This window comes from Collinsella sp. CLA-ER-H10, from assembly GCF_040092475.1.
Taxonomy (GTDB): Bacteria; Actinomycetota; Coriobacteriia; order Coriobacteriales; family Coriobacteriaceae; genus Collinsella.
This window is the reverse complement of the sequence record NZ_JBBNLM010000007.1, coordinates 12,421-39,150: the sequence shown is the minus strand read 5'-3', so window position 1 is coordinate 39,150 and position 26,730 is coordinate 12,421. Positions and strand designations below refer to the sequence as shown.

Genomic DNA, 26,730 nt, shown 5'->3' with positions numbered 1-26,730 from the left:
CTATAACTTGCACTTTCGCGCCTTGTGGGAAGGGGATGCGCCCATGGCTTTTGAGCCCGCTCAACATAGCTTTATCACGCTCGAGGGCGTCGACGGCGCCGGCAAGTCCACGCAGGCGCGCCTGCTTGTCCGTGCGCTCGAGCTCGCTGGCTACCAGGTTGTGAGCCTGCGCGAGCCGGGCGGCACCGCCATCAGCGAAAAGATCCGCGCCCTGCTGCTCGACCCCGCCAATACGGCGATGGGCGACACCTGCGAGTTGCTGCTCTACGAGGCCGCGCGTGCCCAGCTGGTGCACGAAGTCATCGCGCCTGCCCTCGCTGCCGGCAAGGTAGTCCTGTGCGACCGTTTCTACGATTCCACGACCTGCTATCAGGCGTTTGCCGATGGCCTCGACCGTCAGATGGTGCGCGATGCCAACAACCTGGCTGTCGCCGGTACGCATCCGGCGCTCACGCTCGTCTATCACATCACGCCCGAGCAGGCGGCGCTGCGCATGGCCGCCCGTGGTGCGGCAGACCGCATGGAGGCCAAGGGCATGGCCTTCCAGGAGCGTGTCTACCAGGGATTTTGCGCAATTGCTGCCGAGGAGCCAGACCGCGTAAAGCTCATCGACGCCACTGCGTCGATCGCAGACGTCTTCACGCAAACGGTCGAGCTGGTTCGCGCGTACGGTCTCGACATTCCCCAAGATGCCGTCGCCGCCGCGCTTGCCCAGGAGGCTGAGTAACATGGCCCCCGCGCAGACAAGCCTGCTGGCCAAGCTCGACACCCAACAGCGCGTGCGCGACTTTTTGACCAACGCCATCGCAAGCGGCCGCGCATCGCACGCCTACCTGTTCTTGGGCGCGCCCGGCGCCGGTAAGCTTGACGCCGCATGGGCGCTTGCCCAGGCATTCCTGTGCGAGCGGGACGGCTGTGGCTCGTGCGACAGCTGCGTGCGCGTCGCCCGCCATACGCATCCCGACGTGCACTATTACACGCCCGAAAGTGCTACGGGCTACCTCATCGCGCAGACCCGCGAGCTGCTCGACGACGTGCCCCTGGCGCCCATCCGCGCCAAGGCAAAGGTCTACATCATCGACCGTGCCGAGCAGCTGCGCGCCAACACCGCCAACGCGCTGCTCAAAACGCTCGAGGAGCCGCCCGAGGGCGTCATGTTCATCCTGTTGGGTACCTCGGCCGACGTGATGCTGCCCACCATTGTGAGCCGCTGCCAGTGCGTGCCGTTTCGGCTGGTGTTGCCCACTGTGGCCGCGCAGGCCGTGAGCCGCGCGACGGGCCAGGATATCGCGCGTTGTCGCATGGCCGTCGCCGTGGCGGGAAGCCCTACGCGTGGTATCGAGTTCCTCAAGAGCGCCGAGCGCCAGGACGCCCGTCGCCAGATGGTCCGTGCCATCGACTCGCTCATCGCCGCCGACGAGGCCGATGTGCTCAGTCGCGCCAAGTCGCTCATCGTCGCCGTCAAGGCGCCGCTCGCCGAGGTCAAGTCCACGCAGGAAAAGGTGCTCGAGCAAAATGCCGACTACCTGTCGCGTGGAGCATTGAAGCAGCTTGAGGACCGCAACAAGCGCGAACTCAACGCGCGCGAGCGTTCGGGTATCATGGAAGCGCTGGCGAGCGCGCGGACGCTCATGCGCGACGTGCTGCTGACGCTTCAGGATGAGGCGGCAGACGTTGTGAACGAGGACGTGCGCGACACGATCGGGCGGCTTGCCGCGGCGACGAATGTTGCGGGTGCCACCCAGGCGCTCGAGGCGGTTGCCACCGCTGAGCGCAACATCGCCAGAAACGTTACTCCCCAGCTGGCCATCGAGGTCATGCTGTTCGATATCAGGAAGGCACTGAAATGCCGTTAGTCGTACCCGTTAAGTTTACCTACGCCTCGCGCGACCTGTGGTTCGACCCACAGGATCTGGATATCCTCGAGGCCGATTATGCCATCTGCTCCACCGAGCGCGGAACCGAGATCGGCCTGGTCACGGCCGACCCCTTCGAGGTGCCGCTCGACGAAATCGGTCAGCCGCTCAAGCCCGTGTTGCGCGTGGCGAGCGACATCGACCTGCAGCTTGCCGACGACCTGGCCATCCAGGGCGATGAGGCCATGGTCGACTTCCGCCGCCTGGTCAAGGAGCTCGACCTCGAGATGAAGCCGGTGGGCGTCGAGTACCTGTTCGGCGGCGAGAAGGCTGTGTTCTACTTTGCCGCCGAGGAGCGCGTCGATTTCCGTCAGCTCGTCAAGGACCTGTCCTCGACGCTGCACATTCGCGTCGACATGCGCCAGATCGGCGTGCGTGACGAGACCCGCCTGGTGGGTGGCTATGCCCAGTGCGGTCAGGAGCTCTGCTGCACGCGCTTTGGCGGACAGTTTGAGCCGGTTTCGATCCGCATGGCAAAAGAGCAGGACCTGCCGCTCAATTCGTCCAAAATTAGCGGCGTCTGCGGCCGCCTGATGTGCTGCCTGCGCTACGAGTTTGAGGCGTACAAGGACTTTAAGAGCCGCGCGCCCAAAAAGAAGACGCTTATCGACACGCCGCTTGGCAAGGCGCGCATCCAGGAATATGACACGCCGCGTGAGCAGCTGGTGTTGCGCCTGGAGAACGGCAAAGTCTTTAAGGTCAACCTGGCCGACATGACCTGCTCTGAGGGCTGCAAAAAGAAGGCCGCCGAGCAGGGCTGCAACTGCCGTCCCGACTGTGTGACGCGCGATGTGCTCGAGCGTATCGAGTCGCCCGAGATGCGCTTGGCGCTTATGGAGCTCGACCGCGAGAACGGCGTCGACGTGGGCGATGGCCTGTCGAGCGCCGACCGTCTGGCGGGGACGACGATGCCCAAGCGCCGTCGCCGCGATGCGGACGCCGATACCCGTGCCGGTCAGAGCCAAGGCGAGGGTCGCGGCCGCGGTAAGGGTCGCGGCAAGGCCGAGGCACCCGAGGCCGAGGAGGCTGCCGGTGGACGTCGCCGCCGCAAGCGCTCGGGTTCGGGCGATGCCGGCGAGGCCGCTCCTGCAGGCAAGAACTCCCCCCGCGAGCGCGAGGCCCAGCAGCCTCAGCAGCAAAATCGCGGCGGTGGCATGAATCCCACGCGCCGTCGCCGTCGCCATTTGTCGAGCGAGGAGCGCGAGGACGCCTTCCGCGCCGCAGCCGCTCGCGAAGCCGGTGCCGCCCCCAAGGGTGGTTCGGGTTCCGATGCGCCTGCCGACAAGGGTGGCAAGCAGCGCAACGATGACGAGCGCACCCCGCGTCCGCGTCGTCGCCATTCCTCGGGCACGCAGCAAAAGCCCTCGGTGCCCTCCGTGGCCGATCAGGTCTCGGATGGCGAGGTCAAGGTCACACGTCGTCGCCCCGGAGATGGCGGAGGGGCGGCCGCCAAGGCCGCGCGCGGCGCTGCTCGCGACGAACGCGATTCGCGCGAAGATCGTGGTGGCGAGGGTTCGGCCGACCAGGGCCAGAAGCGCCGTCGCCGTCGCCGTTCCCGCAAGCCGCGTCAAGATGGTGGCGAGGGCTCGCCCCAAAACTCGTCCGCACCGCAACCGCCCACCGGCGAATAGCGCCCGCAAACGGATTTAACCTGCCTGACCCCAAACGCGTCGGGGTACCATAGCGCTGAATCAACAACCCTCCCTGCGATCGAGCGTAGGGAGGGTTGTGTCGTGAAGAGACATTTGAATGCGTTGGGATGCCTGCAAGGTGCCGGCATCCTACCGTTTGCGGACGAATTGCTACCGTTTGCCGAGCGGGTGGCGCACGAGGGGCTTGAGGCGTTGTCGCCCACGCGATGCGCCGGCTGCGAGCGCTCCGGCGCGCTTATTTGCCAAGACTGCTTGGCGGCGCTTGCACTCATCGACCCGCGGCATAGCTGCACTCGATGCGGCGCCCCGTTTGGAGACTTGCTGTGCACCGAGTGCTCGGTCGAGGGTACGTCCTCGGCGATGGCCGAAGCTCTCGACCGGTGCCTGGCATGTGCCGTTTACACGCATCCGCTGCCGCGGATCATTAAAGCGTACAAAGACGCAGGCGAGCGACGCCTGGCGCCGTATCTGGCAGAGCTGCTATACGACACCGCCTTGCATGCCCAGGTCGCGGCGCCCGAACGCTTAGGCGGTGTGTTGTCCGGCGCCGATGCAGTGGTGTTTGTGCCCGCGACGGCGGCGGCGTTTCGGCGGCGCGGCTTCGATCATATGGAAGCCATCGCGCGCCCATTTTGCGAGCTGTCGGGTGTTCCTCTGCTCGACGCCCTCGTTAAGTACGGCCATGGCGACCAGCGTGAACTCGGTCGTGAAGAACGCCGTGAACGTGCCCGAGGCATGTACGAGACCGTTGAGGATGTGCGGGGCAAGCACCTGCTGCTTATCGACGACGTTATCACCACGGGTGCGACGATGGCAGCGGCTTCGGCGGAACTCAAACGCGCCGGTGCCGCGGCCGTTGATGGCCTCGCTATCGCACGCGTTTGGTAGGGGTGATTCGTGTGGCGGTAACAATCAGGCAGTGCAACAAACCGACAAAAGAGCAGCTAGCGGCTTCTGTAATCCTGGCGGGCGCCTCGGCGCTACGCATGATGCGCGCCGAGCGCCGGCAGATGGGCTACATCGGCTGGAAGGACCTTGAGCCCGAGGAGGAGCGCCGCGTGCTGTGTGCGTCATCGCCTTCGACCGAGGATATCTATCTTTCCGACCTGGTGCGAATTGGAGCCAAAAGCGGCGAGGTGCAAGAAGATCTGTGCTTGCTGGTGGGATCTGCGGCGCAGCGCCGCCGCATGCCTGGCGTGGGCTGGTCCGTGTGTTCCGGGTTGCCTGCCGGCTCGATTCTAGAGGTGGAACCGGGGGTGTACAGCCTATCTCCCGAGGCCCTTTGTGTTGCCGTCGCCCGCGAGGTCGGCTGTATCCAGGCGTTTGCCCTGGCCCAGGAACTGTGTTCCAAGATTTCGCTGAGCGATCGCGGACGGTATCTGCCTCCCTACAGCTCACCTGTTGCGAATAGACTTGCAAAGGACAAGGACCAACCGGCAGACGTGGGCTACTTTGAAGTCGAGCCGGTGCTGACGCCCGATCGCCTGGCAGATTACCTCGCGGCATGCAAGGGGAATGTGGCCAAACAGCTGCTGCGCCTGTGTCCCTATCTGTCGGAAAACCTGCGCTCACCCATGGAGTGCATCATGCTTGCCATGTTTTCGCTTCCGTTTTCCTATGGCGGATTTGCCTGCGGTCCCTTTAAGACCGACTACAAGATCGAGTTCGATGACCGCGCGCAGGCAATCTCGGGGATGCCGCATGCAGTTTGCGATGCGTATCAGGAAGCAGCCCGGTTTGACCTGGAATACAACGGTGAGCTGGGCCATTCCTCCCGGAGGGGACGTATCCATGATGAAAAGCGCAACACGGGCTTGATTACTATGGGAATCGAGGTCGCGACGGTCAACAACGAAATGCTCTGTGACATGGAAGCGATGGAAGCGCTCGCATGGCGCATCTACCAACGCATGGGCAAGCGCTATCAGAATCGCGTAGAGGCTCGTCGAAAGAAGCAGGATGCGCTGCTGAACACGCTTCGAGCGTGTTTTGGGCTTAAGCCAGCATAAATCTATGGCTTTATAGGGGGCTTGTTATAGGCTCCGTGCAAAAAATGGCAAATATGAGTACTGTTACTAGATTAGTGACAGCGAAAACGAAGAAATCCGATCCTGAAATTGGTATTCATTGAAAAGATAATAAACAAATGTGGAGTATCTTGGCATCAAGCGGGCTATAAAGAGCTCGAAACCGGCGCGTGCGGAGGGAAAACGCTGCTACTAAATTGGTAACAGTACTCATATTTGCCGTTTTTTGCACACGCCACCCTAAGACGGGTGCCCCGGAGCTCCCCGTAGGGGAGCGACGGGGTCGATCAAAGCGCGTGCGGCCCGTCCCGACCTGCGAAATCTGTACTCGCGATGCGAATGACGCCCCTAACCTTAAACTTTAGCTTGAACTTAGCTATAATGCGCTTCGTTCCTACCAGGCTGTGGTTGCGGACGGACGAAATGCCCGTCCTAGTCCAAGACAGACGCGGTCAAAGGGATCCACGTAAGCGACCGCGTGCGCGCGGCGCGATCATGGCGCGTCCTAGATGTAAGCCGCACCGTCCGTTCTACTTTCTTTGGGGCAATACCGCCTCGCGGGCGAGCGGGTCAGTCGTGAAGGTGGCTGCGGCCTCCCGAGCAAACACCCCGGTGCGCAAGTGTGGGGTCAAATACCAGGTCAGCTGGTGGGAACAACCTGATATTCCGCGCAACGCACGGATTGTATACGACACAGAAGGCAGGGTAGTGGACATGGTGAGGGGCAGCTTGATGCACGCGGCTCGGTTAGGTGCTGGGACCGCAGCGGTCATTGCCGTTTTGGGCCTGAGCGGATGCGCGTTCAACCCGCTGTCTACGTTCACGACTCCCACGATCGACCAGATCGAGTACGAGACCGTCACGCCGGCGGTGTCGGACGATGCCCTGGTCACTCCCGGAACCCTGACGGTCGCCCTCGATACTTCCGATGCGCCGCAGGCCATGCAAGGCGCCGACGGCGAGCTCACGGGATATGCGGTTGACGCCGCCCGCGCCCTCGCAAGCCGCATGGGCCTTAAGGTCGCCTTTGTCGATGCGTCCTCGGCAGGTTCCGCGCTCGGCGACAAAAAGGCCGATATCTTTATCGGCAAGATCAACTCCACGGACGGGGACGTTAGCTCGCTCGGCACCTGCCTGTACGATGCCGCTTCTGTGTTCGGTAAAACCAGCGATGGTGGGTCGTTAAGCGTTTCCACCGATACCCTTAACACGTCTACTCTGGGTGTCCAGATGTCCTCGGCCTCGCAGGAGGCGCTTGCTAAGCAGAGCATCACCGCCAACCAAAAGACCTACTCCAACATCAACGAGTGCTTTGAGGCGCTCGAGTCCGGCGAGGTCGACTATGTGATCTGCGACTCCACAGCCGGCGGCTATCTTGCACGCCTGATGAGCGAGGTCTCCTATGTCGGTGCGCTCGAGGCGCCCTCGACGCTTGGTGTTGCGGGCCTCTCGTCCAATGACAAACTGTGCCGCGCCGTGAGCGATGCCCTCGACGGTATTACGGCCGACGGTACGCTCGAAGCAGTCCACTGCGTCTGGTATGGAAGGATGCCCTACGACCTCACCACTAAGACGGTTTCGGGCGCTAACGTGCAGCCGGGCGACTCTGAGTCCAGTGAGACCACGTCCTCCAGCGAGTCCTCCGATTCCAACAATGAGACCACATCCTCCGAGGACAAATCGTCCAGCCAGGAAGGCACCATCACCGACGACGACATTAACAAACTCAATAGCTAGTTATTGCTAGGGGTGGTGTCTCCTATACGTTGGAAAGGACACCTCTTCACGGTTTCAACACGCACTGCCGGGCTTCCCCAATAGGGGAGCCCGGCTTTTTCATCCCAATAAAATCAGCAGGTCAAAGCCAATTTTCGGGACCAAATACAAAGCCGCCGGCCCCCTCCTATAGCGCACTTTGCCACAGAAAAGTGCGAGACTTCGGTATGCGGTATCAAGCAATCGTTATTCGGGTCTTTGGGAATCCGCGTGATTAAATGCACGGCAATGGGTACATAGCCAGTACAGTAAGTCCCCGAGGCAGATTGGAGCCACGTATGGATATCAAGGTTTCTGGACGCAAGACGACGGTAACCGATGCTCTGCGTGCGCATGTGGATGAGAAGATCGGCGAGGCGCTCAAGGTTTTCGATATCGAGCCCATGACGGTCGACGTTGTACTTCGCTATGAGAAGAACCCCTCGAACCCCAACCCGGCAATCGTCGAGGTTACGGTTCGTGTCCGCGGTTCGGTGATTCGCGTTGCCGAGCACGGTGCAGATATGTACGCCGCCATCGACCTCTCCGCCGATAAGGTCACTCGCCAGCTGCGCAAGTTCAAGACCAAGGTCGTGGACAACCGCCAGGGCGGTGCCAGCGCAGCGGATGTCGCACCGGTCGAGCGCGTCGAGGATCTGGCCGACCTGCTGCTGCCCGAGGAGGAGGACGACCTGCTCGTCCGCGAGAAGGTCATCGATGTCACCCCGATGACTGAGGAGCAGGCGCTGGTGCAGACCGATCTGCTCGGCCACGACTTCTACGTGTTCGAGAACGCGACGACTGGCCTCATCAATGTGGTGTATCACCGTAAGAATGGTGGATATGGCATCATCAAGCCCCGCATCGAAACACTTGACGAGTAAAATACGTTAACTTGCATGAGTTAACGGCTGGCGGCCATCCCATGCGGGTGGCCGCCTTTTTACGTAAGGAGTCGCTTTGATGGACAAGGCTGCATCTACCGGCCATTCTGACCGCTGCCGCATCGTCGTCGATACCTGCTGCGACTTTAGCCCCGAGGTCGCCGCGAACCTCGATGTCGATATCTTGGGCTTCCCCTTTATCATCGATGGCGAGGAGCGCACGGACGATATCTGGTCGAGCATGAGCCCTAAGGAGTTCTACGACCGCATGCGCGCCGGTGCCCGCGTGTCTACCTCCGCCGTGTCGCTCGGTCGCTATATCGAGTTCTTTACCGAGTGCGCCAAAGAGGGCACACCCACGGTCTACCTGTGCTTTACCTCGGCGCTGTCGTCGAGCTACAACTCCGCGTGCCAGGCGGCAGATGCCGTGCGCGCCGAGTATCCCAACTTCGAGCTCTACGTGGTCGACAACGCTCTGCCCTGCGCGACCGGCGCGCTCTTGGCGCTCGAGGCCGTGCGCCAGCGTTCGGCGGGACTGACCGCCAAGCAGCTGGTCGATTGGGCAAACGAGGCAAAGACCTACGTCCACGGCTACTTTACGCTCGAGAGCTTCGACGCGCTGGCTGCCGGCGGCCGCATTCCGCCCGCGGCGGCGCAGCTCACGGCAAAGCTCGATGTCAAGCCCGAGCTCTCCTACGACCTGGCCGGCTCGCTGTCGCTGATCGGCGTCAACCGCGGCCGCAAGAAGGCGCTCAAGTCCATCCTCAAGTCGTTCCGTGAGAACTACGTGCCCGATCGCACCATGCCCATCGCCATTATGACTGCCGATGCCGAAAAGGATGGTGACTGGCTCGAAGCCGCCATCCGCAAGGAGGAGGGTTGCGCCGACGTCACGATCATTCGCGGCTCCGTGGGTCCCACCATCGGCTCGCACGTGGGCCCCGGCATGGTGGGCTGCGCGTTTTGGGGTAAGAACCGCGCCGACAAGGCGTCGCTTTCCGACCGTATCGCCCGCCGCGTGCGCAGTCAGTAGGCAAGTAACGCGGCCGTAATCGATCCCAGCTCACTGCCCAAACGCTGGCATCGAGTATTCAACCTGGTAACAACACCCAACCCAAAAGGAAAGGTTTCATGGCAAACAAGCTCTCCGTCGCATTTATCGGCACCGGAATCATGGGTGCCCCCATCGCCGGTCACATCCTGGATGCCGGCTATCCCGTCACGGTCAACAACCGCACCAAGTCCAAGGCTGCCGCGCTTATCGAGCGCGGTGCCGCTTGGGCCGATACGCCGGCAGATGCCGCGGCGAACGCCGACGTCGTCTTTACCATGGTGGGTTATCCCTCCGAGGTCGAGGAGCTCTACCTGGCGGGTGACGGTCTGCTCGCGTGCACTAAGCCCGGTGCGGTCCTGATCGACCTTACCACGAGCTCGCCCGAGCTGGCGCGCGATATTGCCGAGGCCGCCCAGGTCTCCGGTCGCATGGCGTTTGACTGCCCCGTCACCGGCGGCGAGTCGGGTGCCATCGCCGGCACGCTCACGGCTATCGTGGGCGCCACCGAGAACGACATCGCGCCGGTCCGCGACATCCTTTCCACCTTTGCGGCAACCATCTGCTGCTTCGATGGCGCCGGCAAGGGCCAGGCTGCCAAGCTCGCCAACCAGGTGTCGCTGGGCGCCTGCATGGTCGGCATGGCAGACGCGCTGGCGTTTGCCGAGCTGAGCGGCCTTGATCTTGAGAAGACCCGTCAGATGATCCTGGGCGGCACCGGTAAGTCCGGTGCTATGGAGAGCCTGGCCCCCAAGGCGCTCGACGGCGACTACAAGCCCGGCTTTATGGTCGAGCACTTCATTAAGGACCTGCGCTTGGCGCTCGCCTATGCCGACGACCGCGAGCTTGCGCTGCCCGGCGCCGACGTGGCCTTTACGCTCTACGACATGCTCGACGCCATCGGTGGCGCCAAGCTGGGCACCCAGGCCATCACGGTCCTCTACAAGGAGGAGGCCGACGCCATCGCCGCCGGTCTGGACTGGTCGCAGTATCGTCCCGAGGAGCATGGCGCTCACGAGGACGGCTGCGGTTGCGGCGAGCACGGCGGCGACCATGAGTGCGGTTGCGGCCACCATCACGGCGAGGACCACGAGTGCTGCGGCGGCCACGGCCATGATGACGGCCACGAGTGCTGCTGCGGCCACCATCACGAGGAGTAACGCCCATGAGCTGGACGTTCGTGGTGCTTGCGCTGGTGCTCTTTCTCTTTGCGATCTACATTGGCTTTTTGTGCGGCCAGTGGGCCTGCGAAAAGCGTGTCATCACCAAACGCGACTACTGGATTGCCAACTTTGCGGGAGCGGCGGCAGTCGTCCTGCTGACCTGGGTGTTCTCGCTGTTCCCGCTGGTGCAGTTTGCGCCGATTGGCTGGCTCGGCGGCTTTATCGCCGGCCTTAAGATGAGCTTTGGCGAGTCCGTCGGCCCGTGGCGCAAGCACGACGAGGTCTTTAACGTCAACAAGGCCCATCGCGCCGCCGCCGATGCGGGCGACGCCGAGGATCGCCGTCGCGCACGCCGCAATGGCGCTGCCGACCGACAGCTCATCTCGGTCACCGATGACAGCAAGGGTGCTGGCAAGCACGCTAAGAAATAGTAAGAAGAGGTAACTATGGCAGAAAACAAAGACGAACAGCTCACCGACGAGGAGCTGGCACAGCTTCAGCTGGCAGAGGAGAACGAGAACGCCGTCGACCGTCTGGTCAAGGAGCTCGGCTGCCCCACGCGCCGCATCCGCCAGTTTGCCGCCCGCGTGCTGCACCTGCTTGCCGAGCGCGATCCGCAGCGCGTCGTGCCCTGCGTGCCCGCGCTGATCGAGGCGCTCGACCGCCCCGAGGCTCAGACCCGCTGGGAGGCCCTCGATGCCCTGACGGCGCTCGCCGCCACCTGCCCCGAGCAGCTGGGCGATGCCTTTGAGGGCGCCGAGACCGCACTGTTCGACGAGATCTCCTCCACGCTGCGCTATGCCGCCTTCCGCCTGCTGTGCGTGTGGGGTGCCACGAGCGTCGAGCGTTCGCGCGAGGCTTGGCCCATCCTGGACGAGGCCATCCAGTGCTACCATGGCGACCTCGAGTATCGCGACATGCTCGGTTGCCTGTACGAGTTTTGCCAGGGCGAGATCGACGCCGAGGTTGCCGAGAAGCTTGCGCTGCGCCTTAAGTTCGATGCCGAGAACGGTAAGGGCAGCTATCTCAAGGCCCGTTCGAGCGAGATTTGCGAAATGCTTGTTAAACGTTTTGGCCTGGATCTCTCCAAAAAGAAGAAGCGTGCTAGCGTTAAAAAATCTGACGACGCCGAAGACGAGGAGTAACAGATTATGGCGCACGATGTAGTCCTGATTCCCGGTGACGGTATCGGTCCCGAGATTACGCAGGCCATGCGCCGCGTGGTCGAGGCCACCGGTGTCCAGATCAACTGGAACGTCCAGGAGGCCGGTGCCGGCGTCATGGACGAGTTTGGCACGCCGCTGCCCCAGCACGTGCTCGATGCGGTCGCCGAGACCAAGGTCGCCATCAAGGGTCCCATCACCACGCCGGTCGGCACGGGTTTCCGCAGCGTCAACGTGGCCCTGCGCAAGCACTTCGACCTGTACGCCTGCGTGCGCCCCTGCCTGTCGCAGCCGGGCGACGGCTCGCGCTTCCGCGACGTCGACCTGGTCATCGTGCGCGAGAACACTGAAGACCTCTACGCCGGCATCGAGTTCGATGAGGGCGCTGCCGAGGTCGAGGAACTCTCGCAGCTCGTCGAGCGTTCGGGCCAAAAGACCTTCGCCGCCGATTCCGCGATCTCGATTAAGCCCATCTCCATTGCCAAGAGCCGCCGCATTGTGGAGTATGCCTTTGAGTATGCCCGTCGCTGCGGCCGCAAAAAGGTGACGGCCGTGCACAAGGCCAACATCATGAAGGCGACTGACGGCCTGTTCCTGCGCGTGGCGCGCGAGGTGGCCGCCAACTATCCCGATATCGAGTTCAACGACAAGATCGTCGACGCCACCTGCATGGGCCTGGTCCAGAACCCCAACGACTTCGATGTCCTGGTGCTGCCCAACCTGTACGGCGACATCGTGAGTGACCTGTGCGCCGGCCTGGTGGGCGGTCTGGGTATGGCCCCTGGCTCCAACATCGGTGCCGACTGCGCAATCTTTGAGGCGACGCACGGCTCCGCGCCCGATATCGCTGGCCAGGATATCGCCAACCCCACAGCCGAGATCCTCTCTGCTGCGATGATGCTCGATCACCTGGGCGAGAACGACGCGGCCAATCGCATTCGCGCCGCCGTTTCTGCCACGCTCGACGAGGGCGAGCAGGTTACCGGTGACGTGCGTCGTGCCCAGACCGGCTCCGTCGAGGGCGCGGTGGGCACGCAGACCTTTGCCGATGCCGTTATTGCGCACCTGGCCTAAGGTATGCACACTGCAAACGCCTAAATAGTACTTAAGTGTTTGCGTATAACCTAAGAATCAATACGCCCGGCGCTCTGTCGGGCGTATTCTATTGAGGACTATGTTTCCTAACAAGGAGTAACTGATATGGGTCTGATTCAAAAGAAGGACGAGAAGGACGAGAAGGACGAGATCGACGGCATCCAGATCATCGAGCGCGGCGAAGGCCCCGACGGTGACGAGAACGAGAAGATCGATCTAGTCGCCGGTACGTCTGCCGAGCACATTGCCGCCGGTACGACGGCCAAGGAGGAGGACGCCCGACTGGAGGCTCAGATTGCCGCGGATGCCGCTGACGAGAATCTGATGCCCGAGGAGCGGGGCGAGGACGACTCCGATGAAGACGACCATGCATCCAAGCACAAGAAGACGATGATTGCCGCCTTCGTGGTTGCAGTCGTGATCGCTGCTGTGGTCGGCTTCTTTATCGGCAACGGTGGTTTTGGCGGCAAGGGCGTCGGCTCGGCGACCCTGTCCGAGGACCAGCTCGATTCGACCGTGGCGAGCTATAGCTACAACGGCAAGAAGAGCGACATCACCGCGCGCGAGGCCATCGAGAGCCAGTACAGCCTTGACACCGTCAAGGACGACGACGGCAACTACACCGCTCCGTCTGCCGACGTTATCCTGTCCTACGTGCGCAACCAGATTCTGCTGGACGCTGCCGAGGACGAGGGCATTACCGTCTCTTCCAAGGAAATGAAGCAGTATGCCGAGGATTCCATCGGCACCTCCGACTACAAGACCATGGCCACGCAGTACGGCGTGTCCAAGGACCAGGCCAAGCAGATCGTCCGCCAGTCCGCGACGCTGCAGAAGCTCTACAAGAAGAAGGTGGGCGATAGCTCCGCAAGCATGCCGACCGCCCCGACCGAGCCTGCTGACGGCAACGAGGAGACCGCGAGCAAGGACTACGCCGATTACATCATCAACCTTGCCGGTGACGAGTGGGATAGCGAGAAGGGCACCTGGAAGGATGCCGACAGCACCTATGCCAAGGCCTTCGCTGACGATGCCTTTACGGCCGATAGCGCTACCTATAAGCAAGCCATGACCGCCTATTACACCGCCTACCAGCAGTATTCCTCGCAGGCTTCGAGCGCCAGCTCCAAGTGGACCGAGTACGCCAACGGCCTCTACGCCAAGGCCAACATCAGCATCTACGGCCTGTTTGCGTAAAGAACGCCTGAGCCTTCGAGTACGAAGCCGAAATATCTGATGAAGCCCACTAGAACGGACATCGTTCTAGGGGGCTTTTTGCGTTGTAGGGAAGGGCGGGGAAGAGGATGGTAGGGGAGAGGTTATATACAAATTCTTGGAGACTTTATTCATGTAAAGTGAAAACGATTTCGGCCAAACTGGTAGTAACAATGTGGTACCACTGTTCATCTGGTAGTAACCACTTTTGAGATGAAATCGAATGGAAATTGCTAAGAATTAGTTTGGTAATGAAAGAAACGCAGCACATCTACCTGCGCAAATTACCGTTTACGGGCCAAAAATAACCGTTTGGCAACGATATAGTAATTTGAACGAAATGTGGTGGACGTTTGAATTGAGTGTGTGCTACCGTACATACCAGCAACCCGAGAAAAGGGACTGGGTTGTCTAAGTTTGCGCACCAATGCCGGCAAGCGGAGAAGCCGGTATGCACAAGGCGCGGACATGGAACTCGTTGGTGAACAACGAAAGAAAGGTTGGAGGAGATACCATATGATGAAGTACCTCCAGAAGCTCGGCAAAGCGCTGATGCTTCCCGTCGCGGCGCTTCCCGTCGCAGGTATTCTTATGGGTGTGGGCTACCTGCTCGCTCCCGCAGTCATGGGTGCTGCCGGTGACACTACCGGTTTTGCCTATACCGCCGGTTTCCTGCTCATCAAGGCAGGCGGCGCTCTTATCGATAACATGGCCTGGCTGTTCGCAGTCGGCGCCGCTGTCGGCCTTGCCGACGATCACGATGGCACCGCTGGCCTCGCTGGCCTCGTCGCCTTCCTGATGATCCAGCAGCTCCTGAGCCCCGCTGTTGTTGGTACCATTCGTGGTATGGACGCCGATGCTCAGACCGCTTGGCTTGCCACGACCGAGGGCATCGCGTTCTCCAAGATCGCTGGTAACTCCTTCATCGGCATCCTGTCCGCCGTCATCGGTGGCACTTGCTACAACAAGTTCAAGGACACCCGTCTTCCCGACTGGCTGGCCTTCTTCTCCGGCAAGCGTTGCGTCGCCATCATGACCGCCGTCATCTGCATCGTCGTCTCCGTCGTCCTGCTCTTTGCTTGGCCCCTCATCTTCGGTGCGCTCGTCGCTCTGGGCGAGGGTATCGCTGCTATGGGTGGCATCGGCGCTGGCATCTACGCCTTCCTCAACCGCCTGCTCATCCCGACCGGTCTGCACCACGCACTCAACAACGTGTTCTGGTTCGACACCATCGGCCTTGGCGACCTGACCCACTTCTGGGCTGGCGAGACCTCCGCTGACGTCAAGTGGAGCCTCGGTATGTACATGTCCGGCTTCTTCCCCTGCATGATGTTCGGTATCCCGGGCGCTGCCCTGGCTATGGTTCAGACCGCTAAGAACAAGAAGGCTGCTATCGGCCTGGTTGTCTCCGCTGCCATCTGCGCCTTCGTCTGCGGCGTCACCGAGCCCTTCGAGTTCGGCTTCATGTTCCTGTGCTTCCCGCTCTACGTCGTGTACGCTGCCCTGTACGGCGTCTTCACCGTCATCACCTACTTTGTTGGTTTCCGTGCCGGCTTCTGCTTCTCCGCTGGTGCTACCGACCTCCTGTTCTCCGCTAGCCTCCCGGCTGCTGCCAACACCTGGATGATCATCCCGCTGGGCATCGCTGCCTTCCTGGTCTTCTACCTCGTGTTCCGCTTCGCCATCACCAAGTTCAACCTCATGACCCCTGGTCGCGAGGATGAGGATGTCGAGGAGACCTCCACTTCCGCCGCTGCTGGCGATGACAAGTTCGCCGCTCTGGCCGCCGCTGTTCTCGCTGCCGTCGGTGGCAAGGAGAACGTCAAGACCGTTGACTGCTGCGCTACTCGCCTGCGCTTCGAGCTCGGCGATTCCGATCTGGTCGACGAGGCTGCCTGCAAGAAGGCTGGCGCTCTGGGTGTCATGAAGATGGACAAGGGTGCTACCCAGGTCATCATCGGCACGCAGGTCCAGGCTGTTGCCGAGGAGCTCAAGAAGCTTCTCTAAGCCTTAAAGACGTATCTGTCTTGCAAAGGGTCGTCCCGCTCCGCGGGGGCGGCCCTTTTTGCTACCTCAATACTTGATGCAGCGATGTAATTGGTATTACAGTACACAGGCAATCAACTGGCAAACATTATTGAAATATGCTTGTTGACCTGCTGTTATTCCATTAAAACTGCTATAGTACGTGGTGTCTGGTTACAACCAATTTCGAGTCATTTATCCGGCAGGTATCATTATGGCAATGGGAGCGCGCAAACAACCTTTGTACGATCAGCTCGTCGATTTGCTGACCGATAAAATCGATCACGAGCTTCGACCCGGCGACTATTTGCCGTCCGAGCGTGACTTGTCGGAGCGCTACGGGCTCTCGCGTACGACGGTTCGCCTTGCCCTGCAGGAGCTTGAGCGCCTAGGCTTGGTGGTTCGTCAGCGCGGCCGTGGAACCATGGTGTGCGACCGCTCTCTGCAAACGGCAAACCTCTCGCAAATCTATAGCTTTACCGAGCAGATGAAGGCGATCGGCCGTGTGCCCAAGACGACGATTCTTGAGTTTACGGAGGTCGAGGCTGACAAGAATATTGCCATAGAGATGAACGCGCGTCTTGGCGAGCGTCTGTACAAGATCAAGCGCCTGCGTATGGCCGATGGCGTGCCGCTGATGATTGAGTGTACATATCTGCCGAGTCGCAAGTTCTTTGCGCTTAAACGCCCCATGATCGAGAACAAATCGCTGTACGACATGATCGAGCAGGACTTTCACGAGAAAGTTCGCGTGGCAGAGGAGGAATTCTACGCGAGTATTGCCCGCCATTCCGACGCCCGTCTGCTCGAGATTGCCGAAGGCGCACCGGTCCTGGATTTGATTCGTACCACATATGACATGAACAACGAGGTTATCGAGTATACGCGTTCGGTTGCGCGCGCCGACCAGTTTAAATACAAGGTCTACCACAACCGCGCAGTCTAGAGTTATTGGGTATAAACGGCTTGGCATGTTTTGCGGCGGGTGCAAAATGTGCCAAGCGGTAGAAGGCAACGAACAATCGCTCGAATTAACAATGCAGTGGTTTTTGATCCGCCCTAAAACACACTGCGGGTACGGGAGCATAGATGAGCACGTATGCTATCAAGGCCGACAAGTTCTTTTTGCCGGCGGGGCCGCAGCTGGGCGGCTACCTCATGGTCGAAGACGGCGTCTTTGGCGCTTGGCAGGCCGATGAGCCCGCTTGTGAGATCAAAGATTATTCGGGTACATGGATTGCACCGGGTATGGTGGACACCCATATCCATGGTTTCTATAACCATGCCACGACCGATAACGATGCTGAGGGTATCAACATCAGCTCGACCGAGCTTGCTCGTCGTGGTACCACCAGCTGGCTTCCTACGACCTTTACCGACGGCGTGGAGCAGATTAAGGACGCCTGCGCTGCCATTGCGCAGGCGGACGAAGAGCGTGGACCTGAGTTCTGCGGTGCTCGTATTCAGGGCATCTACCTGGAGGGTCCGTTCTTTACCATGAAGCACGTGGGTGCCCAGAACCCCGCCTTTTTGATTGACCCGTCCGAGGAAATTTTTGACGAGTGGCAGGGGGCTGCCGGTGGTCGTATCGTCAAGAGCGCCATGGCGGCCGAGCGTGACGGAGCCGCTGCTTACGCCGCGGCTCTGAGCGCAAAGGGCGTCGTAACCTGTATTGGCCACTCCGATGCCACCTATGATGAGTGCGCCGCCGCCATTAATGCTGGCGCCAGCTGCTTTACGCATACCTATAACGGCCAGCGTGGCCTCCATCACCGTGAGCCCGGTGTTGTTGGCGCCGCTATGACCACGCCCAACACCTATGCCGAGATCATCTGCGATGGCAAACATGTGAACCCTGCTGCTATCAAGGCCCTGCTGCAGGCCAAGGGCTGGCAGCACACGGTGCTGATCACCGACTGCCTGGGTTGCGGCGGCATGCCCGAGGGCAAGTACACCAGTGGTGGCATGGATGTCATTATGAAGGACAACCTTTGCTGGCTCGCCGATGGCTCTGCTATCGCCGGCTCGGTGCTCACGCTCGCACAGGGCGTCAAGAACATCGTCGACTGGGGTCTTGCGAGCGCCGATATCGCAATTCACATGGCGACCGAGGTGCCCGCGCGTTCTGCTCACGTCGAGGATAAATGTGGCAGCATTATGCCGGGCCGCGATGCCGATTTTGTCGTGTTCAATCCCGACCTTACCCTGGTCGAGACGTATGTGGGTGGCAACAGCGTCGGTAACGCGTTTACCGAGTAGCCGCCAAAGAAACGATCCGAAAGGGGATTTAGATGATTTACGGTGCATTAGGCGATATCGAGGAGTATCGCGGAATGCTCAAGGGCCTCGACGTGCTGATTGACTGGCTCGAGGAGAACGACCCGGCGGAGCTCGAGGTCGGCAGCCATCCGATTCTGGGCGACAAGGTCTTTGCGAACATCATGGCTCCCACGACGCGTCCCGAGGCTGAGGCTCATTACGAGACGCATCAGCGCTATCACGACCTACAGATCGACGTCGAGGGTCGCGAGGCCTTTAAGGTCGCCACGGGCAGCCTGACGCTGGTCCAGGAGTTTGACGAGAAGGACGACTACGATCTGGTCGATTCCGACGCCTCGATCGCCGGCGATCTTGCTGACGATAAGTTCGCGCTGTTCGTTGCCGGCGAGCCTCACATGCCCACGCTCGAGTTCCCGGGTGATGGCGCACAGCCGGTCAAGAAGATCTGCTTTAAGCTGCTTGCAGACGCTTACTGGGAGGAGTAGCGAACTGCTCGGCTGAGTTGTTCGCCTGATGGCGTGATTCCCCTAGGGAAATCACGCTACGACCCCGCCAAGCGTGTTTTCCCTAGGGGAATCACGTTTGGCGGGGTTTTATGTTTATGAATAGGGGAACTGAAGCCGTGACGATGCTTGGGTTGGCGCACGCGCACTCAAATCGGCAACAACAAAGTAGATAAGCATTTGAAGAAATGCGATTGAAGCATAATGTAACTAGTATGAAATAGTGGATAGCTGGTACATACCACCTTTCAAATATAGAATCGCTAGAAATCTATAGTAAAAAAGTAATTTACCAGCGGGTTTATATTTTGTTCATTAAAGCCGTTCGTCGTCATTTGGCTACCGTTTACGGACCACTTCAGATTCTGACTACATAATTGCGTCAATGCGTCCATAATAGGCAAGGCGTTTAGCTGAGGGCCGAGGAACCGGCATCCGCGTCGTAGAGCACGAAGATCGGGAGTAGCATGCATTCGTTTAAAATCACCAATCAATTCCTACTCGATGATGAGCCGTTCACCATCTTGTCGGGGGCGATTCACTATATGCGTGTTCATCCGAGCGACTGGCATCACTCGCTCTATAACCTTAAGGCTCTTGGGTTTAATACGGTCGAAACGTATGTACCGTGGAATCTTCATGAGCCAAAGCCTGGCGTCTTTGATTTTTCTGGTTCAATTGATTTGGCGGCATTTCTTGATGAGGCGGCGTCGCTCGGTCTGTATGCAATTGTTCGGCCTTCTCCGTTTATTTGCGCAGAATGGGAATTTGGCGGCATGCCAGCATGGCTGCTGCGCCAACATGATATGAGACCGCGTAGCAGCGACCCCAAGTTTCTTGCTCACGTTGCGCATTACTACGACCATCTCATGCCGATACTCGTCCCGCGTCAGATTGACAAGGGCGGAAACATCATCATGATGCAGGTTGAAAACGAGTATGGATCATATTGCGAGGATAAGGACTATCTTCGTGCGATTCGTCGCCTTATGGTCGAGCGAGGGGTTTCCGTGCCCCTTTGTACTTCCGATGGCCCGTGGCGTGGGTGCCTTCGTGCCGGTACGCTCATTGACGATGATGTGTTGTGCACCGGCAACTTTGGTTCTCATGCAAAGGAGAACTTTGAGGCTCTTTCTGCTTTTCACAAGGAGCATGGAAAACAATGGCCTCTTATGTGCATGGAGTTGTGGGACGGCTGGTTCAATCGCTATGGGGAGAACGTCATCAGACGCGATCCCGAAGATCTTGCCTCTTGCGTTCGCGAGGTGCTCGAGCTTGGAGGATCTTTAAACCTCTACATGTTTCATGGAGGCACCAACTTTGGATTTATGAACGGATGTTCTGCACGCCATACGCATGACCTGCACCAGGTGACATCATATGACTACGATGCTCCATTGGACGAACAGGGCAACCCGACCGAGAAATACTTCGCAATTCAAAGGACAGTTCACGAGCTGTATCCCGATATCGCGCAAAGCAAGCCGTTAACAAAAAAGGCGTTTTCCATGCCCGATATTTCGGTGAGTGAGCGCGTAAGTCTCTTTAATGTGCTCGATATTCTTTCGGAGCCGATTGAAGCCCAATATCCTATGCCCATGGAAGAGATGGGTCAGTCGTATGGATATACGTTATATACCACGACTGTCGAGCGTGACCGTGCAGATGAAGAGCGTATTCGGGTTATTGACGCCCGCGACCGCGCTCAGGTGTTTGTGAACGGTGACAAGGTGGCGACGCAGTATCAGGAGCACATCGGGGAAGATATTCACTGCGTTCTTCCCTGTGAACACAACCGCCTGGATGTTCTGACCGAGGATATGGGTCGCGTCAATTATGGTCACAAATTGCTCGCTGATACGCAGCATAAGGGCATTAGGACAGGAGTTTGCGTTGATCTTCACTTTGTTACCGGTTGGGAGATGCGTTGTCTGCCACTCGATAACATCGATAATCTTGATTATTCCGCCGGCTGGGTAGAGGGGCAACCTTCCTTTTATCGCGCAAAGTTTGATATATCTGAGCCGGCTGATACCTTTATCGACACTACGGGTTTTGGAAAGGGTGTGGCATTCGTAAACGGAACGAATGTCGGACGTTTTTGGGATAAGGGTCCCATCATGACGCTCTATGTTCCGCACGGTTTATTACACCCTGGTACCAATGAACTCGTTATGTTCGAAACAGAGGGCGTGTATGATGCGAAAATCTCCCTTCGCTCTGAGCCCGTTATCCGTACACTTGAACAAGAAGGAGTTGAGTAGAAATGATTGTAGGCGCACGAATCGACTTTCGCTTGATTCACGGACAGGTGGCAAACCTCTGGTCTAACGCCCGTCAGGTAAGCCGCTTCATGGTAGTTGACGACGAGGTATCGCAAGATGCTACCCAAAAGCAGGTTCTTCGCATGGCTTGCCCGGCAACTGTGAAGTTGTCCGTGCTTCCTGTCGACAAGGCCGCTGCCAACATCACTGCTGGCAAATATGATGCGCAACGTCTCTTCATTGTTGCGAAAAAGCCTGAGGTCTACGTTCGACTTTTGGAACAAGGTGTTAAGCTTGAGCAGCTCATCGTCGGTAATATGACGACAATGGAGCCGGTCAAGAAGCTGAATCGCAACATTAGTTGCGACCAGGGGGACCTTGACGCATTTGCCAAACTCAAGGCCGATAATCTTCCTATTGTCATTCAGCTGACGCCGCAGGATAACCCAGAGGCTCTCACGCTCTAGTCGAATTAACGCTAGGCCGTGAAGGGGGATGCACGGTTTATATAAGCGTATTGGTATTGTAGAAACTGTTACACCTTAAATAAGGAGTTTACCATGATTGCTTGGTGGCAGATTCTTCTGTTAACCCTGTATGCGGGTTATCAGATTATGGATGAGCTGAACTGGTACACCTGTGCCGGCTCAGCCGTCTTCTCCGGTATGATTACCGGTTTGATTATGGGCGACCTGCAGACTGGCCTGTTTATCGGCGGCAGCATGCAGCTCACCGTCCTGGGCGTTGGTACCTTTGGCGGCGCCTCTCGTATCGATGCCAACTCCGGCACTCTGGTCGCCACTGCCTTTGCCGTGGGTGCGGGCATGAATCCCGAGACGGCTCTTGCCGCCATCGGCGTACCTGTCGCTGCCATTCTCGTTTACACCGATATCGCCGGCCGTTTCGCCAACACGTTCTTCGGTCACATGTGCGATGCCGATATCGAGAAGATGAACTGGGGCGCCTACAACGTACACTACTTGCTCGGTGCCGTTTCCTGGATGTTGTCCCGCATGATTCCGGTCTTCCTGGCTCTCGCATTTGGCCAGGGCGTGGTCGAGGGCATCACCACCGCCCTTAACGGCGACTGGAAGTGGCTGGGTGACGGTCTGTCTGTTGCTGGCGGTGCCTTGCCCGCCGTTGGCTTCGCCATTCTGCTCCGTTACCTGCCGGTCAAAAAGCACGTCGCCTACCTGCTGCTCGGCTTTGTAGTCGCCGCCCTGTTTGGTACGGCCTTCACGAGCATCATGAACCTCAACGCCAACATCGTCGCTGTGAACGGTGCGCTTGGTAAGGGCGCCGTGGATATGGTCGGTATGTTCAATAACATGTCGATGCTGGCGATCGCTATTATTGGCTTTGCTCTGTCTTTGCTGTACTACAAGAACAACCAGCGTCCCGTCGCTGCTGCTGGCGCTGCGGAGGGAGACGACGACGATGAGCTCTAATGAGAAACTCGCCAATGGCACCACTGGCTACAAGATTACCAAGGACGACCTTGCGCAGATCAACCGTCGTAACCTGCTTGGTTTCCAGGATGGTTGGAACTACGAGCGCATGCAGCACTCTGGTTATCTCTGGATTATCCTGCCCACGCTGCGCAAGCTGTACGGTGACGGCACGCCGGAGCTAAAGGAAGCCTGCCGCGCCCAGTGCGCACCGTTCTTCAACACCTCAAACTTCCTCAACACGATCATCACCGGTATCGATTTGGCGATCGAGGAAGAGGAGGGCATTGAGGGCCTCGAGGCTGTTGCCGGTCTCAAGACTGGTCTCATGGGACCGCTGGCTTCCATCGGCGATTCCATCTTCGGTTCGCTGCTCCCGACCATTTTCGGCGCTCTGGCTGCCAATATGGCCATGAACGGCAACCCCTTGGGTATCTTCATCTGGGTCGTCGTGAACATCCTTGTTGACTGGTTCCGCTGCAAGCAGACCCACATGGCCTATGAGCAGGGTATGAAGCTCGTCACCACCATGAGCGATCGCCTGAATGCGTTGACCGACGCGGCCTCCGTAATGGGTGTCTTTATGGTCGGTGCTCTGGTCGCAACCAATGTCGGTATCGTTATTGCGGCGAAGCCTGTTATCGGCGGCGTTACCGTTGACTTGCAGAACATCTGCAATATGATTTGCCCCAAGCTGGTTCCTGCCGCACTCGTCGGCTTCGTATACTGGCTCCTCGGTAAGAAGGGCATGACCTCGACGAAGGCCATCTTTATCGTCTTGGTTCTGTCCATTGCGTTGGGTGCATTCGGTATCATTTGCAAGGGCTAAATACCCCATATTGTCACGGCATTTGAGCCTCAATTGAGACGTGGCGCACACCTCCAAGGCGACTTTATCGCCATATCCCCTGGAGTGTGCGCCTCTTTTGTTTTGTCGGACACCGCTGTTCATAGGCGGTTATGCAGTCATCGTGTTCGATTAATTCCTTAAGGCTGCCTTGAAGGGAATATAGTGCAATGCCATTTTGGATCGTCCTGTTTATTTGTGTTGTCGTGGCTTATTTCGCTGTGACCGAAGGAGCGAAAAAATACTTCGATATGAAATTGCAGGTATTGTTTAACTTGGGCTTATACCAAGATTGCATAGACCTGCTCGATCGCAAACTTGCGCGCATAGTAATGTCTACGTATAAGCAGTATTACCTGCGTTTCACGATCTATGAAGCTGCTGATATGGACGCATATGCAGATCGAATGCTTGACCACTTGCTGGAGATGCCGTGCAGCGACAAACAACGTCGACAGCTTGCGGTTCGCGCCTTTAATTTCTATATCAAGACGGGTGACCGGAAGCGGGCGGCGTCCATGTTGGAAGAGATGCGCCCCATCGTGTCGAAGGGCATTTTGGCGGACAGTCAATTAACCTACGACATAGTCTTTTGCCGTCGGCATGATAAGATCGATGAGATGGAAGCTATGCTGGATACGAGCGACCTTGGGTTACGCGGAAAGCTCTATCTGCTGCTTTCATATCAATATGAGAGCAGCGGGAACAAGGGCGAAGCACTTAGATATCGCAACCTTGAAAAGCAGCTTAGAGACGCTCACAGACCTCCCACGATAAAACAAAATACTCACTAAACTTTAATGATGCAGTGGTCGTAAGAGCCCTTTTGAGGGGTTCTATGGCTAGAGAAAGCGAACGGTAGAAAGGTAGATAGAATGATTGGATTTGTACTAACTGGTCACGGTCAGTTTGCACCTGGTTTGAAAAGCGCTGTGGATATGGTCGCCGGCGAACAACCTAATTTTGAGGTAGTTCCTTTTGCGGGCTCGGAGGCGGTTACTTTTGGTGATGATTTGCGAACCTGCATTGCCAAGATGCGTCAAGCTTGTGATGGCGTATTGGTGTTTGTTGATTTGCTTGGCGGTACTCCGTTCAATCAAGCTATCCCAATGACGACTGAGCTCGATAACGTGACCGTTGTCACCGGAACAAATCTACCTATGCTGGTGGAGCTCGTTATGACGCGTGCGTTTGGAGACCCAACGCTTGATGAACTTGCCGAACGCGCACGGGTCGTTGGTCGTGAGGGAGTCGATCTCAAGAAACTCGAGAGTGCTGACATTGATGAAGACGATGAGATGTAGTGTCGCTATTAGCCCATTTATGGGACATGTTGGTGCGTTACCTGAAGGCTGAAGTATTGGTCAATTGCTCATTACGTGGAGAATATCATGACGTGCACGAGGCACAGACAACCGCTATATGACCAGCTCGTAGATATTCTGATCGAAAAAATTGATCATGAATATCAGCCAGGTGATTTGATTCCGTCCGAACGTGAGCTTGCCGAACGTTTCGGGCTCTCGCGGTCGACTGTCCGGCTTGCAATTCAGGAACTTGAGTATCTTGGTCGGATTGTGCGAAAACAAGGTCGCGGTACGTTTGTTGCCGATCGACTAGCTCAAGCAACAAATCTTACCCAATCGTACAGTTTTACTGAACAGATGAAAGCGATGGGCCGGCTGCCAGAAACAACCATCTTAGAGTTCTGTGAAATGGAAGCAGATAAAACGCTCTCGATGCAAATGGGGATTCATTTGGGTGAAAAGGTATTAAAACTCAAACGTTTACGAATGGCAGATGGTATACCTATGATGGTTGAGCGTAGCTATCTTCCAGCAAGGCTCTTTATTTCACTCAAGCGTCCTCTACTCGAACAAAAGCCCCTTTACGATGTTATTGAGCAGGATTATCAGCAGAAAATTCGAGTAGCGGATGAGGAGTTCTCTGCGGGTATAGCACGTCCATGTGACGCTCGGCTTCTAGGTATTGGTGAGGGTGCGCCAGTTCTGGACATAGTCCGAACTACTCACAACACCCAAAATGATGTTGTCGAGTTCACGCTTTCGGTGGCTCGTGCGGACAAGTTCAAGTACAGAATCTCTCACTATCGAGATACTGTGTGATCGGATACGAGTGCTAACGAAAGAAAAACAGTCTATGACTACTACTCGATTTGACTTTTCAGGTTGAGTCTTCGTATATCAGAAAATTTAGTAAAGAAAGAGGTATTAGAAATGTTCGAGAAGAGTGTCGAGGAGCTCACCGAGCTCGGCGCCCAGATCACCACGGCCGAGATTGCTCAGCAGCCCGAGCTTTGGCGTGATACGCTCAACATCTATCGCGAGAACAAGGAGGCCATCGAGGCCTTCCTGGCCGAGGCTCGCGCTATGGGTGAGGGTCGTCTGTCCGTTGTCTTCACCGGTGCCGGTACGTCCGACTACGTTGGCGATACCTGCGCCCCGTACCTGCGTCACGCTGGCAACACTGATCTCTACGACTTTAAGCCCATCGCCACGACCGACATCGTGAGCGCCCCGCGCGACTTCCTGCGCGCCGAGGATCCCATGCTCGTGGTTTCCTTTGCCCGCTCTGGCAACAGCCCCGAGAGCCTTGCCGCCGTTGCCGTTGCCAAGGAGCTCGTCCACAACGTCAAGTTCCTCAACATCACCTGCGCTCCCGAGGGCAAGCTCGCCGTCGAGTCTGCCGATGATCCCAACGCGCTGACGCTGCTTATTCCGCGCGCCAACGACAAGGGCTTCGCCATGACCGGTTCTTATTCCTGCATGACCCTGCTCTCCACCCTTATTTTCGACACTGCCTCTGACGAGCAGAAGGCCGAGTGGGTCGAGACCATCGCCAAGATGGGCGAGGAGGTTATCGCTCGCGAGTCCGAGGTCGCCGATTACCTGGCTGGCGACTTCAACCGCGTGACCTACCTGGGTTCTGGCTCCTTCGGTGGTCTTGCCCAGGAGAGCCAGCTCAAGATCCTCGAGCTCGCTCACGGTCTGGTCGCTACTTCCTACGACACCTCTATGGGCTATCGTCACGGACCCAAGTCCTTCGTCGACGATAAGACGCTCGTCTTCGTGTTCGTCAATAACGACGCCTATACCCGTCAGTACGATATCGACATCCTCAACGAGATCGGCGGCGACGAGATCGCTCAGCACACCGTTGCCGTTCAGCAGGATGGCGCTACCGTCTACGAGGGCGAGTCCTTCACTTTTAAGGGCTACGAGGCGCTTCCCGAGGGCTACCTTGCCCTGCCGTTCGTGATGTTTGCCCAGGCTATCAGCCTGCTCAACTCCGTGCGCGTGGGCAACACGCCCGATACGCCGAGCCCCACCGGCACGGTCAACCGCGTGGTTAAGGGCGTGACGATTCACCCCTTCACCGCTTAATCGCGTCCCCCTGTAAGGGCGCCCGTCCGCTCATAACG

25 protein-coding genes are annotated in these 26,730 nt (G+C 58.3%); all 25 read left to right on the top strand.

All coding sequences use genetic code 11. The features are described 5' to 3' along the window. Positions 1-43: 43 nt before the first annotated feature. The 25 genes from tmk (at position 44) to agaS (ending at position 26,692) form a co-directional block, all read left to right on the top strand. Positions 44-727, top strand: coding sequence for a dTMP kinase (gene tmk, locus AAAX36_RS04845; RefSeq protein ID WP_349074329.1), 684 nt, complete (start codon positions 44-46; stop codon positions 725-727). A gap of 1 nt (position 728) precedes the next feature. Further along, complete coding sequence (locus AAAX36_RS04840; RefSeq protein ID WP_349074328.1) at positions 729-1,856, top strand: DNA polymerase III subunit; 1,128 nt, start codon at positions 729-731, stop codon at positions 1,854-1,856. Then, entirely contained in the window at positions 1,847-3,547 is a 1,701-nt protein-coding gene (gene ricT, locus AAAX36_RS04835) for a regulatory iron-sulfur-containing complex subunit RicT (protein ID WP_349074327.1), read from the top strand. Before AAAX36_RS04840 ends, ricT begins: the two co-directional genes overlap by 10 nt. A 102-nt stretch (positions 3,548-3,649) precedes the next feature. Then, positions 3,650-4,456 carry a double zinc ribbon domain-containing protein gene (locus tag AAAX36_RS04830; RefSeq protein WP_349074325.1) on the top strand — a complete coding sequence of 269 codons (807 nt, stop codon included), beginning with the start codon at positions 3,650-3,652 and terminating at the stop codon, positions 4,454-4,456. Between the two features lie 11 nt (positions 4,457-4,467). Then, a complete protein-coding gene (locus tag AAAX36_RS04825) occupies positions 4,468-5,577 on the top strand; it encodes a hypothetical protein (protein WP_349074323.1) in 1,110 nt (369 codons plus the stop codon). A gap of 732 nt (positions 5,578-6,309) precedes the next feature. After that, positions 6,310-7,332 carry a transporter substrate-binding domain-containing protein gene (locus tag AAAX36_RS04820; protein WP_349074400.1) on the top strand — a complete coding sequence of 341 codons (1,023 nt, stop codon included), beginning with the start codon at positions 6,310-6,312 and terminating at the stop codon, positions 7,330-7,332. 317 nt (positions 7,333-7,649) lie between these two features. After that, the gene (gene raiA / locus AAAX36_RS04815; protein ID WP_055310422.1) at positions 7,650-8,234 is read left to right on the top strand and encodes a ribosome-associated translation inhibitor RaiA; all 585 of its coding nucleotides are present in this window, start codon (positions 7,650-7,652) and stop codon (positions 8,232-8,234) included. 79 nt (positions 8,235-8,313) lie between these two features. Further along, positions 8,314-9,267 carry a DegV family protein gene (locus AAAX36_RS04810; RefSeq protein WP_349074321.1) on the top strand — a complete coding sequence of 318 codons (954 nt, stop codon included), beginning with the start codon at positions 8,314-8,316 and terminating at the stop codon, positions 9,265-9,267. Positions 9,268-9,365: 98 nt separating this feature from the next. Further along, positions 9,366-10,445 carry an NAD(P)-binding domain-containing protein gene (locus AAAX36_RS04805; RefSeq protein WP_349074319.1) on the top strand — a complete coding sequence of 360 codons (1,080 nt, stop codon included), beginning with the start codon at positions 9,366-9,368 and terminating at the stop codon, positions 10,443-10,445. A 5-nt stretch (positions 10,446-10,450) separates the two neighbouring features. After that, on the top strand, positions 10,451-10,879 hold the full coding sequence (locus AAAX36_RS04800; protein WP_349074316.1) for a hypothetical protein: 429 nt from the start codon (positions 10,451-10,453) through the stop codon (positions 10,877-10,879). A gap of 15 nt (positions 10,880-10,894) precedes the next feature. After that, positions 10,895-11,593, top strand: a complete 699-nt coding sequence (locus AAAX36_RS04795) for a hypothetical protein (RefSeq protein ID WP_349074313.1) — start codon at positions 10,895-10,897, stop codon at positions 11,591-11,593. Positions 11,594-11,599: 6 nt separating this feature from the next. Continuing rightward, positions 11,600-12,685, top strand: a complete 1,086-nt coding sequence (locus AAAX36_RS04790) for an isocitrate/isopropylmalate family dehydrogenase (RefSeq protein ID WP_117840118.1) — start codon at positions 11,600-11,602, stop codon at positions 12,683-12,685. Between the two features lie 126 nt (positions 12,686-12,811). After that, positions 12,812-13,903, top strand: a complete 1,092-nt coding sequence (locus tag AAAX36_RS04785) for a hypothetical protein (protein ID WP_349074310.1) — start codon at positions 12,812-12,814, stop codon at positions 13,901-13,903. 534 nt (positions 13,904-14,437) lie between these two features. Beyond that, positions 14,438-15,928 (top strand): PTS transporter subunit EIIC, encoded by a 1,491-nt coding sequence (locus AAAX36_RS04780; protein ID WP_349074307.1) that lies wholly within the window; start codon positions 14,438-14,440, stop codon positions 15,926-15,928. Between the two features lie 232 nt (positions 15,929-16,160). Continuing rightward, positions 16,161-16,892 carry a GntR family transcriptional regulator gene (locus AAAX36_RS04775; protein WP_349074305.1) on the top strand — a complete coding sequence of 244 codons (732 nt, stop codon included), beginning with the start codon at positions 16,161-16,163 and terminating at the stop codon, positions 16,890-16,892. 143 nt (positions 16,893-17,035) lie between these two features. After that, the gene (gene nagA / locus AAAX36_RS04770; RefSeq protein WP_349074302.1) at positions 17,036-18,205 is read left to right on the top strand and encodes an N-acetylglucosamine-6-phosphate deacetylase; all 1,170 of its coding nucleotides are present in this window, start codon (positions 17,036-17,038) and stop codon (positions 18,203-18,205) included. Between the two features lie 32 nt (positions 18,206-18,237). After that, positions 18,238-18,711, top strand: coding sequence for a YhcH/YjgK/YiaL family protein (locus AAAX36_RS04765; RefSeq protein WP_349074299.1), 474 nt, complete (start codon positions 18,238-18,240; stop codon positions 18,709-18,711). A 485-nt stretch (positions 18,712-19,196) separates the two neighbouring features. Continuing rightward, complete coding sequence (locus tag AAAX36_RS04760; RefSeq protein ID WP_349074297.1) at positions 19,197-20,993, top strand: beta-galactosidase; 1,797 nt, start codon at positions 19,197-19,199, stop codon at positions 20,991-20,993. Positions 20,994-20,995: 2 nt separating this feature from the next. Beyond that, positions 20,996-21,460 carry a PTS sugar transporter subunit IIB gene (locus tag AAAX36_RS04755; protein WP_006236263.1) on the top strand — a complete coding sequence of 155 codons (465 nt, stop codon included), beginning with the start codon at positions 20,996-20,998 and terminating at the stop codon, positions 21,458-21,460. 93 nt (positions 21,461-21,553) lie between these two features. After that, positions 21,554-22,441 carry a PTS sugar transporter subunit IIC gene (locus AAAX36_RS04750; protein ID WP_238022885.1) on the top strand — a complete coding sequence of 296 codons (888 nt, stop codon included), beginning with the start codon at positions 21,554-21,556 and terminating at the stop codon, positions 22,439-22,441. After that, on the top strand, positions 22,431-23,270 hold the full coding sequence (locus tag AAAX36_RS04745; protein ID WP_226802909.1) for a PTS system mannose/fructose/sorbose family transporter subunit IID: 840 nt from the start codon (positions 22,431-22,433) through the stop codon (positions 23,268-23,270). Before AAAX36_RS04750 ends, AAAX36_RS04745 begins: the two co-directional genes overlap by 11 nt. A 188-nt stretch (positions 23,271-23,458) precedes the next feature. Then, positions 23,459-24,082, top strand: a complete 624-nt coding sequence (locus AAAX36_RS04740) for a hypothetical protein (protein WP_099432211.1) — start codon at positions 23,459-23,461, stop codon at positions 24,080-24,082. A gap of 81 nt (positions 24,083-24,163) precedes the next feature. Continuing rightward, the gene (locus AAAX36_RS04735; protein WP_040360084.1) at positions 24,164-24,592 is read left to right on the top strand and encodes a PTS sugar transporter subunit IIA; all 429 of its coding nucleotides are present in this window, start codon (positions 24,164-24,166) and stop codon (positions 24,590-24,592) included. 87 nt (positions 24,593-24,679) lie between these two features. Then, positions 24,680-25,414 (top strand): GntR family transcriptional regulator, encoded by a 735-nt coding sequence (locus AAAX36_RS04730; protein ID WP_349074293.1) that lies wholly within the window; start codon positions 24,680-24,682, stop codon positions 25,412-25,414. A gap of 111 nt (positions 25,415-25,525) precedes the next feature. Continuing rightward, the gene (gene agaS, locus AAAX36_RS04725) at positions 25,526-26,692 is read left to right on the top strand and encodes a tagatose-6-phosphate ketose isomerase (protein ID WP_349074292.1); all 1,167 of its coding nucleotides are present in this window, start codon (positions 25,526-25,528) and stop codon (positions 26,690-26,692) included. Positions 26,693-26,730 lie beyond the last annotated feature (38 nt).

Excerpts from the sequence above, each read along its gene's own strand:
- tmk (WP_349074329.1), top strand. The coding sequence starts at position 44 with ATGGCTTTTGAGCCCGCTCAACATAGCTTTATCACGCTCGAGGGCGTC.
- AAAX36_RS04840 (WP_349074328.1), top strand. The coding sequence starts at position 729 with ATGGCCCCCGCGCAGACAAGCCTGCTGGCCAAGCTCGACACCCAACAG.
- ricT (WP_349074327.1), top strand. The coding sequence starts at position 1,847 with ATGCCGTTAGTCGTACCCGTTAAGTTTACCTACGCCTCGCGCGACCTG.
- AAAX36_RS04820 (WP_349074400.1), top strand. The coding sequence starts at position 6,310 with ATGGTGAGGGGCAGCTTGATGCACGCGGCTCGGTTAGGTGCTGGGACC.
- raiA (WP_055310422.1), top strand. The coding sequence starts at position 7,650 with ATGGATATCAAGGTTTCTGGACGCAAGACGACGGTAACCGATGCTCTG.
- AAAX36_RS04810 (WP_349074321.1), top strand. The coding sequence starts at position 8,314 with ATGGACAAGGCTGCATCTACCGGCCATTCTGACCGCTGCCGCATCGTC.
- AAAX36_RS04805 (WP_349074319.1), top strand. The coding sequence starts at position 9,366 with ATGGCAAACAAGCTCTCCGTCGCATTTATCGGCACCGGAATCATGGGT.
- AAAX36_RS04800 (WP_349074316.1), top strand. The coding sequence starts at position 10,451 with ATGAGCTGGACGTTCGTGGTGCTTGCGCTGGTGCTCTTTCTCTTTGCG.
- AAAX36_RS04795 (WP_349074313.1), top strand. The coding sequence starts at position 10,895 with ATGGCAGAAAACAAAGACGAACAGCTCACCGACGAGGAGCTGGCACAG.
- AAAX36_RS04790 (WP_117840118.1), top strand. The coding sequence starts at position 11,600 with ATGGCGCACGATGTAGTCCTGATTCCCGGTGACGGTATCGGTCCCGAG.
- AAAX36_RS04785 (WP_349074310.1), top strand. The coding sequence starts at position 12,812 with ATGGGTCTGATTCAAAAGAAGGACGAGAAGGACGAGAAGGACGAGATC.
- AAAX36_RS04780 (WP_349074307.1), top strand. The coding sequence starts at position 14,438 with ATGATGAAGTACCTCCAGAAGCTCGGCAAAGCGCTGATGCTTCCCGTC.
- AAAX36_RS04775 (WP_349074305.1), top strand. The coding sequence starts at position 16,161 with ATGGCAATGGGAGCGCGCAAACAACCTTTGTACGATCAGCTCGTCGAT.
- nagA (WP_349074302.1), top strand. The coding sequence starts at position 17,036 with ATGAGCACGTATGCTATCAAGGCCGACAAGTTCTTTTTGCCGGCGGGG.
- AAAX36_RS04765 (WP_349074299.1), top strand. The coding sequence starts at position 18,238 with ATGATTTACGGTGCATTAGGCGATATCGAGGAGTATCGCGGAATGCTC.
- AAAX36_RS04760 (WP_349074297.1), top strand. The coding sequence starts at position 19,197 with ATGCATTCGTTTAAAATCACCAATCAATTCCTACTCGATGATGAGCCG.
- AAAX36_RS04755 (WP_006236263.1), top strand. The coding sequence starts at position 20,996 with ATGATTGTAGGCGCACGAATCGACTTTCGCTTGATTCACGGACAGGTG.
- AAAX36_RS04750 (WP_238022885.1), top strand. The coding sequence starts at position 21,554 with ATGATTGCTTGGTGGCAGATTCTTCTGTTAACCCTGTATGCGGGTTAT.
- AAAX36_RS04745 (WP_226802909.1), top strand. The coding sequence starts at position 22,431 with ATGAGCTCTAATGAGAAACTCGCCAATGGCACCACTGGCTACAAGATT.
- AAAX36_RS04740 (WP_099432211.1), top strand. The coding sequence starts at position 23,459 with ATGCCATTTTGGATCGTCCTGTTTATTTGTGTTGTCGTGGCTTATTTC.
- AAAX36_RS04735 (WP_040360084.1), top strand. The coding sequence starts at position 24,164 with ATGATTGGATTTGTACTAACTGGTCACGGTCAGTTTGCACCTGGTTTG.
- AAAX36_RS04730 (WP_349074293.1), top strand. The coding sequence starts at position 24,680 with ATGACGTGCACGAGGCACAGACAACCGCTATATGACCAGCTCGTAGAT.
- agaS (WP_349074292.1), top strand. The coding sequence starts at position 25,526 with ATGTTCGAGAAGAGTGTCGAGGAGCTCACCGAGCTCGGCGCCCAGATC.